The sequence below is a fragment of the Microcoleus sp. A2-C3 genome, from assembly GCF_036706065.1.
Classification (GTDB): domain Bacteria; phylum Cyanobacteriota; class Cyanobacteriia; order Cyanobacteriales; family Microcoleaceae; genus Microcoleus.
Window position 1 is genome coordinate 23,326 of sequence record NZ_JAUBVX010000070.1, and the last position, 8,717, is coordinate 32,042.

General features: G+C 45.5%; 6 protein-coding genes. 1 reads left to right on the plus strand and 5 read right to left on the minus strand.

What is annotated here, in order from left to right; translation table 11 throughout:
• Positions 1–17: 17 nt before the first annotated feature.
• The 4 genes from QUB66_RS26705 to QUB66_RS26720 form a co-directional block, all read right to left on the minus strand.
• Positions 18–2,267, minus strand: a complete 2,250-nt coding sequence (locus tag QUB66_RS26705; protein ID WP_332970338.1) for a hypothetical protein — start codon at positions 2,265–2,267, stop codon at positions 18–20.
• 957 nt (positions 2,268–3,224) lie between these two features.
• On the minus strand, positions 3,225–3,689 hold the full coding sequence (locus QUB66_RS26710) for a Fur family transcriptional regulator (protein WP_265236906.1): 465 nt from the start codon (positions 3,687–3,689) through the stop codon (positions 3,225–3,227).
• Between the two features lie 233 nt (positions 3,690–3,922).
• Complete coding sequence (locus tag QUB66_RS26715) at positions 3,923–4,879, minus strand: Hpt domain-containing protein (protein ID WP_442923193.1); 957 nt, start codon at positions 4,877–4,879, stop codon at positions 3,923–3,925.
• Positions 4,880–5,085: 206 nt separating this feature from the next.
• Positions 5,086–5,340, minus strand: coding sequence for a hypothetical protein (locus QUB66_RS26720; protein WP_265236908.1), 255 nt, complete (start codon positions 5,338–5,340; stop codon positions 5,086–5,088).
• Between the two features lie 203 nt (positions 5,341–5,543).
• On the opposite strand from QUB66_RS26720, the gene QUB66_RS26725 reads away from it, so the two are divergent.
• A complete protein-coding gene (locus QUB66_RS26725) occupies positions 5,544–6,203 on the plus strand; it encodes a DUF1345 domain-containing protein (protein WP_332971294.1) in 660 nt (219 codons plus the stop codon).
• Between the two features lie 234 nt (positions 6,204–6,437).
• Here QUB66_RS26725 and QUB66_RS26730 read toward each other — a convergent pair whose 3' ends face one another.
• Entirely contained in the window at positions 6,438–8,492 is a 2,055-nt protein-coding gene (locus tag QUB66_RS26730; RefSeq protein WP_332970340.1) for a hypothetical protein, read from the minus strand.
• Between the last annotated feature and the right edge of the window lie 225 nt (positions 8,493–8,717).

The window sequence follows — 8,717 nt, forward strand, 5'->3', positions numbered from 1 at the left end:
ATCGCCGGAAAACCCAATTATTCAGGGAGCAAATTAGCATCAGGAGGCCCGGCCGATTCAGGAATAGATGGCGGAGCCGGAGCCGGAGCCGGAGCCGGAGCCGGAGCCGGATCTGGAGCCGGAGCCGGAGCCGGAGCCTCTTGTCTGGCGGGCGGATAGTAAGGTTCCTGCTCCCTCGCCGGAGGATAGTACGGTTCCTGCTCCCTCGCCGGAGGATAGTAAGGTTCCTGCTCCCTCGCCGGAGGATAGTAAGGTTCTGGAGCCGGAGCCGGGGCCTCTTGTCTGGCGGGCGGATAGTAAGGTTCTGCTTGAGCAGGTGGCGCGTACTCCTCCTGTCGCGGTGCTGGCGCGTACTCTTCCTGTCGCGGAGCCGGTGCGGACTCTTCCTGTCGCGGAGCCGGTGCGTACTCGCGAGCGGGCTCCGGCGGAGGCGCAGTGTTGGCTCTCAGTTCGGCGCTCCAGCGCCCGATCGCCCCTGCGGCCTCTGAGTGGAGCGCCCTACCGTAACCAATTTGGGAAGCCATATTGATCGCCGCTCCTAGACTGCCTTGAGATGCTAATTCCGCAGCTCGATCCAGAATCGGACGATCTTGAGCAACTTGCAGTTCGCTCACCCACTCATAGACATTATCCTGAGCTTTAGCGTAAAGAGTCCTACCGCTCTTAATTTCCGAAGCTTTTTCAATAGCCGCGCTCAGTTTTCCTTGCTTAGCCAGGGCGATAGCATCATCCAAAAAAGGCTGATCTTGCATAATTTCTATGCGTTTCGTCCACTGAGCCAAGAGAGTTTGCGCCTCTACTCTGCGGGGACGGTTTTGAGAGATCAGAAGTACCTGACCGATGCCTTCCTTAAGTCCTTCAACCGTTCCCGGTGCTGCCAACTGCTTCGCCAGGTTCACAAAAGATTGGTCTTCAATCCGCTGAATTTCCCGGCGCCAAGTAGCCACCAATGTTTGAGCATGAACCCGCCGCGGCTGTTTGGGTCCGATGGTTTGCGCTTGCTCGATCGCTACCTGAAACGCTCCTATCTGACCGAAACTGGCGATCGTGCTCGCCATTTCCAGCCGCACCAAATCTTGAAACTGCACCTGCAAATTTTCAATTTGAACTTGAGCCTGCTTGTACAGAGGGCGGCCCGGAGCAATTTGGCTAGCAGCCCCGCGCCCTTCGAGCAAAGTAAAAATGTGTTGCGCCAGCGGTGTTGATACCGACTGGTTCCACATCACCGCTTGAGCCCTACCCAACTGCATCAAATCTTGAGCTTCCGCAAACAGTGGCGAATTCTGCGGCACCACAGAAGCAGCCTCGATCGCCCCCGGCAGGTCTTTCGCCCCCAACCGCTTATTTGCCATTGCCAGCAAAGTCCGGCTCCAGCCCTCAATTTCCTTCTCAGCTTTAGCCCGGGCAAAAAGCTGCGAGTCAATTTTGCGAGCCAGGACGATCGCCTCAGCGAACTTTTGCGGAGTTCCGTCCTGCGCCAAATTTCTCGCCTCTTGCAACCGCTGCCAGCCGTTTCTTTCCATAGAAATCTGCTGGATCAGCTCGTTGTAACGCTTCTGACTCCAGAAAATATTTTCCAGCTTGAACAGAGCTTGAGCGTAATCCCAGGCTTTCTTTAAATCCTCACTTTTCAAAGCTGTTAGGGCTGTATCGTAGAGTTTTTGACCCTCCTGCCAATTTTTTTCCCAAGCAGTCACAGCCTCCTGTACCTCTGGGTAAGACGGACTGGTTTTGGGAATTTTCGCCACAATCGCCAAAGCGCCCTTCAAATCGCCCAGCTCAATTTTTGCCCTGGCAAATCGGAGCATGGCTTTCGACCATTCCCCGATCAAATGTTGACCTTGCGAGTATAGCGGGTGTTCTTGTGGCCAAGCCTGCACCAGTGCTATTGCCGATTCTAGTTGTTCTAGCTTGCCCGATTTAGCGGCTTGCTGAGCGCAGTAGAGTCGCTCTCCGTCCGCCGCCAATGGCGACAGTTGCTGGCAATTAGGCGGCGGTGGCATCGTCAGCAACCACAGAAATGCAGCGGCACCGGTTACACCAAATCCCACCAGGAGACTCAGCCAGATCAGTTGCCACTGCCAAAAAGTTCTTTTGCCCTCAATCGGCAACGCTTGGTTAGAGGAACTCGCATCGTCTGTCGCCGCTGCACTCAACTGTGCGATCGGTTTGGGGGATGGGTTGTATTGCGGTGGTGTGTGGAATTGGTCAGATTGTCGTCTCGCCATTACTTCAGCCTGTCCTGTAATGCGCTCTCTGCGTGACACTCCCACATCAAATCATAGATTCGATGTGGGTTTCTGACTCCTGTTAAGGAGATCGAGAACTTCCTTCAAGGTACTGGCAATTTTTCCCTCTACGGCGTTTTATAGTCAGGCTCATGTCCAGCCCCACTTTTTGCTTCTGAGCATTTTCGGCTCAAGAAGCACGTAAATCATACCAGTTATCGAACAATTATTCACTGCTTCCGGGTGCAGTTGAGCTAAAAAAACAGTAGAAACCCCCGTCAGTCGAGCGATTTGAGATTTGAGATTTGACTCCACAGATACATTTGGGAGTGGTATGGAAGTTGCTATACAAAATTTCGTCCGATTCCAGCGCACTCAAAAATAAAGCGAGTATTAAACCTGGTTTTGTCTCAACTTGATACCTGTAGCGGGTATAACAAATTTTTTTGCTGAGTTCTCAATTTTATTTCCCGATCGCCCAAACAGCCGATCGAGTTTCACCAAAAAACGAGAGGGAAGCCCCGGGCTAACGACATGGGGAGGAACTCGGTAGCGGTTTCAACCGCCTTCAACATTTATTTACGCAACTCATTGAAAGGTTTTGTTATAATTAGATTAGCAAGTAAAACAACCATCTACGTGTTGAAGCATTCTAGTATCGGAGAAATCCCGGCACAGTGAGCCACCACACTCCTTAAGGAGTAGTAAGCCTGTATAACTGACAAATAATGGCAGAATGTGAAGCGTACCTATCTGGCGTTGTGATGGACTATGAAAGCAAACAATTTAAAAGTAAGCGCAATTGCAATACCTTTTGTACTGGTAGTTGTTTTGAGCGTATAGAGGTGCTTTGATAACGCCTTTGAGAGTTCTCGGATTCATTCAAGAATCCCCGTGGCTTCAGCCCTGGGGAGTATCAATACTTAAATTATTTTATACCTCAAACAGCCCTAGCAAAAATATCCATCTTGCTTTTAACCAAGGCTGCCTCATCGTTTACGAAGCCTTTGGTGTATCGCTAACAGTCGATGCGCCCAAGGCGGACTCTGGCGATCGATATCCGTAGAAATCTATCCGGTAGTCTACAATTTTGACACCAGTTTGCTGTTGGATTTGTTCAATCAAGTCGATCGGCAATTCCACATGAACGTCGAGAATCTGAGCCGTATCCAGACAATTGACATGAGAGTGAGAGTCGCTGACATTCCCGTACAAGCGTCCCTCCGATCGTTCGATGCACTCAATAATCCCTTCTCTCGACAAAGCGTCCAGATTTTGATAAACAGAAGTATGACCGATCCCCTTGGCTTGTTGGTTCAGGCGATCGTAAATTTCGCGAGCCGAGAGATGTTCTTTGGCATCCCACAAAAGCTCTAGAATAAATCGACGCTGGCGGCTCAAGCGCATTCCCATCGCCTGACAGCGGTTTAAAGCATCTTCTAATGAACGAATTGGTTTCACAGCTACCGCCTTCTAAAGCCTGCTCGATTTTTTATTCTGGTACAAAGCATTGCACGCCGACCCCATATCCACTAATTCTAACGCAGGGTTGCCCAACAGTAGAAGCTAGAGGGCAAAAATCTTGAACAAGTGAATTTTTTCGAGTTGCTGCTCAACTCAGGCTGCCAGCACGCACCCAAAAATTCTCCGCTTCAAAAATATTGCTTTGACTCTATCTTCTACTGAAACAACTGCTAGGAAGAGGATTTGATGGCGTGAACCAGTAACTTGGCAATTTCCGAGAGTTGCTTTTTGTTAAAGGTTTTGAGCAAAAGCCTGACTAACGCCTTCGGTTCGGCGGGAAGAGCTACTTGCTTCGACGCTGCTGCTGGGGCTGCTGGAGCTGCTGGGGCTGCTGGAACTGTTGGTTTTGGGCTTGCTGCCAAAAGTAGCAAATTTTTACTCGGAGCGATCGTCTTGACTTTCCCCCCTTGCACCAAATCCCCAGCCTCCTTGAGTTCTTTGATCACCAACGGAGCTAAGACTTTATAAGAGTTTTTCGGATTAACGATCGCCCCTCTAGCAGTTTTAACTAAATTTTGCCAAGACTCAAATTTAGCTCCCAACTTATAGAGTCGAACGCACACAGCCGCCAACTCCTGACGACTAGCAGCCGATTCTTTCTGCTTGAACACCTGCAACATCTCTTTCAGTAAAACCATGACTTCACCAGCAAAATTCGCCGGCGTCGCCCCCGCTGTTTGAGCCACCCCGGGCGCGCGAGATCCAGCAGTAGGAACCGGCTGAACTTTGCCCGCAGCCAAGTTGTTGAGATGAGTTTCCAGTTGAGCAAAAACAGGCATCACCTGCTGGACGAGTTTTTCTCCCTCTTCATTCCTCAACCCGAAAGGCCCTTCCAGTCGCTTCAGCAAGTCTTTAAGCGTATCAACTCCCTTTAAGAATAGGGATTCTGCCGTTTGGTCAACCTGCTTGACGGGCCCGTCCTTGAGCACCTTAAAACAATCTTCCAAGCGGTGAGCGGTTGTTTTAATACTATCCAAGCCAAGCATAGCCGCCCCTCCTTTCACCGAGTGGGCGGCGCGAAACATCTCTTGGAGGCTTTCGGGGTCTTTCATCGTGGACTTCAAATCCACCAAACCATTTTCTAGAGTATCGAGGTGCTCCTTAGCCTCCTCTATAAACAAACGCATTATTCGGTCTTGCTGATCTGACACGACAGTCCTCCTAACAATCTCAGCACCCTCCAGAAAGCACCCTCTTCGTGGGAGGAAACACGACTCCTGCCAAAAGTCAGAAGATCCCATGCCAAATATTCTAGCCTGCCTCTTGTGACAGACTGACAATACTCCTGTCTGGGCGGTTTTAGCTCTCTTTCCTGGTGCGCTGGAGATTGATCTTAGAGTTCTGAGGGAGTGTCTGGAGCGATTTCGATGCCCATTCCTGGTTTGATCATCTGCTGATCCGTAATCAAGTCGCTCAATTCCTTGACTTCGACACCGATGTTTTGGCAAGCCTGTTTCAGTTCCTGCTCGAAGGTGTTGAGATCGCTCCCGTAGCCGCAAAGCTGGGCGGCGGTGGCGATTCCTTGTTGGGCGTTGGCTTTGGCGCAGTCGATCAATTCAATACCTTTGAGGGGTTGGGAGGATGCCATAATGTCAAACCACAATTTTTCTTTTTTTCCACTGTACCTAGAACGTTGAGGTCGATCGATCTATCGAAAGGCATGAAAAATCCTGTCCGTGTCGCGTGTTACCAATTGATTATTGTGTGGGATTTCCTGGCAAGATAGCAGTAGTTGGCATTTTCTAACCATTACTAGGCTAGATTTCTGTGAGAAATGTTTCCAAATCTCAAATGCAGTGGGTGTGGAGCGTCCGGCACCGCTTGTTTGCGTCTGTTCTGTTCGCTATAGCAGTCGCTGTTTTCCTGCCGCCTCACTATTTCCTCCTGACTCGGATGCTGTGCATTTGGAACGCGGGCGCTGTCAGTTTCCTGATTTTGACTTGGATGCTGATGCTGCAAGGCACTCCCGAACTGATGCGCCACAACGCTCAGCAGTTGGACGCTGGCCGCTTGGCTATCTTAAGTACGATCATGGCAGCGGCTTGTGCTAGCTTATTGGCGATCGTCTTCCTGCTGCGCGATACCAAAGGCTTGCCCCCAAATTTACTATTTCTGCACTTAGGGCTTTCTGTGCTGACAATTGTTGGCTCTTGGATGCAAGTCCACACTATTTTTACGATGCACTATGCCCACAGCTACTACGGAAACCGCAGCAAGCAGCACGGCAGCTACTCGCAGGCGAATGGTTTGGATTTTCCGGGCGATGAGGAACCAGACTACAAAGATTTTTTATATTTCTCCTTTGGGATTGGGATGACTTGCCAAGTTGCAGACGTGCAGATTACTTCTCGTTCCATGAGGTATCTCGTGCTTTTTCACAGCGTGCTCTCGTTCTTTTTTAACACGGCTATTTTGGCGATGAGCGTCAATATTATTGCGGGATTGAGTTGATAGGATTCAGTAGCAGATGCTGCGTTTTTTTGTTGATTGGCGATCGGATCTTGTTTTAGGGCGCTGCTTATTGCCCGAATTCCAGAGTGAGACGCAAGAAAGTCAGGCTAATCACCAAATTTTGCCTAACTCAATATAAAATGTTAGTGCTCACGATCAAGTTAGGGTGAGGTTAGAGATAAAAACAAGCTAAAAACAGCTTGGTGTAATACTCTAAGGATACCTATGAAAGCCCTACAGATTCTCTGTAGTAAATCTAAAGTTATCTACTAACTGCTCAAAAAACATCTCAGGACTAAAAGAATACGACTCTTGAACTAGAGATTTATTCTTCAGTTTAATTGTTTGCTCAATTCTGAGCATAGAATTGAAATAGCACTTATGAAGAGAATCTTCTTGAATATAACCCAATAAATCTTCTGCCTTTAATTGGTCTTCCTTCCATAGTTTAAATTTGATAATGCTCTTCTTACCTGCATTTTGGTCATAAATATTATATGAATTAAGTAGAATTTCTCCTTTAGAGATGATGTAACAAAGCTCCCGGATTGGTCTGACGCTATGCCCTTGTTCACGTAAACCTGAAAACATTCGATTTCCCATGACAATACATGAACATAATTGGGATGGCAAATTAGGCTGTGTTTTAATCTTCCTTGCTAAATACGCTCTGAAAGGTTCTTGCTGCCATAAATCTTGGAAGCGAGTCAATTGAGTTGCGGCTTTCTGAATGCAATCATAAGTGGTTCTCAATTCAAATACATTACAAGGATGCAAGGAGTTTTTGCATTCAAATACAAATAGGCAGTTATCTACAACAGCTAAGACATCTACGTCGCCTTCAATGCCCTTAAAAGAATATTTTAAGTTGGTTTCAAATATTGATGATGCTGGCTTTAAGCATCTCTCCATCTCTCGAACAATTGGATCTTCAAATGATTCTGAATCAAATCTCAAATTAATTGATTGAAGAATGTTTCTACAAAGATCAGAGTTAGTTAAAATTCCCAGAGGTAAAAGTATCCAATCTTCAACATTAATAAATGGGTACGTTTGTAAATCAAATCTCTTCTTGCTTTCTAATCTCCAAGTAAATAACTCAAAAATTTCTTTTGCCTTTTGTTCTCCCAAAAAACTAGCCAATAAATCTTTGAGTTTATTGGCTTGTAAAACAGGCATAGAGCGCCAAAATAACTTAGACTTAAAGAGATTATTAGAGTCTATATACTCCGTAAGAACAAATAACATAAATGCAAATAACCGTTGTACTTTAATGATGTCGAATAATGATAAGCTTTGGGAAACTGGGATTTCATTTACTTTTTTAAAGTCAATAAATAAATTATTTTCAAGTTCTTTAAGAATCATCTCTTCTTCCATAAAAAGACTGTTAGTGTCCAAAAAATTACTTAAGTTTTGAGGGGGAAATTGCATGACAATTCGTTTTAAAGGACTGTCTATAATCTTAAATGTAGAGTCTTTAAACTTTTGATAATACGTCTTTGAAAATTCCAATATAGAGGGGTATTTTTCTGTTATTTCTGATAATTCTGACAAAGACTCAAACGAGTTAGCACTCTCTTGCATTGATTGTCTTATGTAGCCGAGACAACGGCTCATCTCAAACTTTGGGTCAGGTGCTTTTATAATAATTTTTGCATCAGTTTGTGTAACTGTATAACCAAAACGATCTACAAGCACTTCAGACTCTTTAAAAACAAATAATTTGTTAAAATCCTCTAATTTGGTAAGGTAATATTCATCGTTTAAGCGTTTTTCATTGACTTTATCAATATTTGATTTTTCTATAACATTTTTGTCATGGCTATGATAAAGATATAAAGAAAAGGCTAAAGCTAGCTCTTCCTTACATACAGAGTAGCGATTAGCGCGGTCTTGTTGAAGACCATAAAGTGGCCAGAACAATGAATCAACTGCAACTAGGTAACTTTTCATCTCAAGATCATCAACCTCTTTAAGTAAAACCTTAAATAAGGTTTGAATATTTCTTGAGATGGAAAGAAGCGATTTTATAGATTCAAAGTAAACTTGGCTATCCTGGCTGATGTTTATTTTCCCAGTTTCATTTATCAAAGAATTAAGTATCTGAGATTGGAAATCATAGTTTGAGCATCGAAGTACACCAATTTTTCGTAGTTGACCTACAAATTCCGCCTCACTTTGTTGTAATCCCGCTCGAAATAAGTCTAAGGCTAGCTTTTGATCTCTGTCTGAGATGGCTTGCTTTAAATTCTGTGCAATTTGCTCAATCTGCTTTTTACTTTTCATTAATTAACTGGTATGATTTTTGTTAGTCATCTATTTTAATATTTTACGTGCTATTTACTAAGTAGTTGTGCAGAATTAATTACACATAATATCGCCTGAAAGCCTTACAGCGTAAAGAGTCTTTATGTAATTAATTTGGTTTGGTTACTTACTGTAGTTTAGACTAAATAAAGATGAGAACGGTGGCAAAAGAAGAACTAGAGCCACCGCGCCGGGAGAGAATGA

Coding starts and splice junctions, on each gene's coding strand:
- QUB66_RS26715 (WP_442923193.1), bottom strand. CDS start 4,879: ATGCGTTTGTTTATAGAGGAGGCTAAGGAGCACCTCGATACTCTAGAA.
- QUB66_RS26720 (WP_265236908.1), bottom strand. CDS start 5,340: ATGGCATCCTCCCAACCCCTCAAAGGTATTGAATTGATCGACTGCGCC.
- QUB66_RS26725 (WP_332971294.1), top strand. CDS start 5,544: ATGCAGTGGGTGTGGAGCGTCCGGCACCGCTTGTTTGCGTCTGTTCTG.
- QUB66_RS26730 (WP_332970340.1), bottom strand. CDS start 8,492: ATGAAAAGTAAAAAGCAGATTGAGCAAATTGCACAGAATTTAAAGCAA.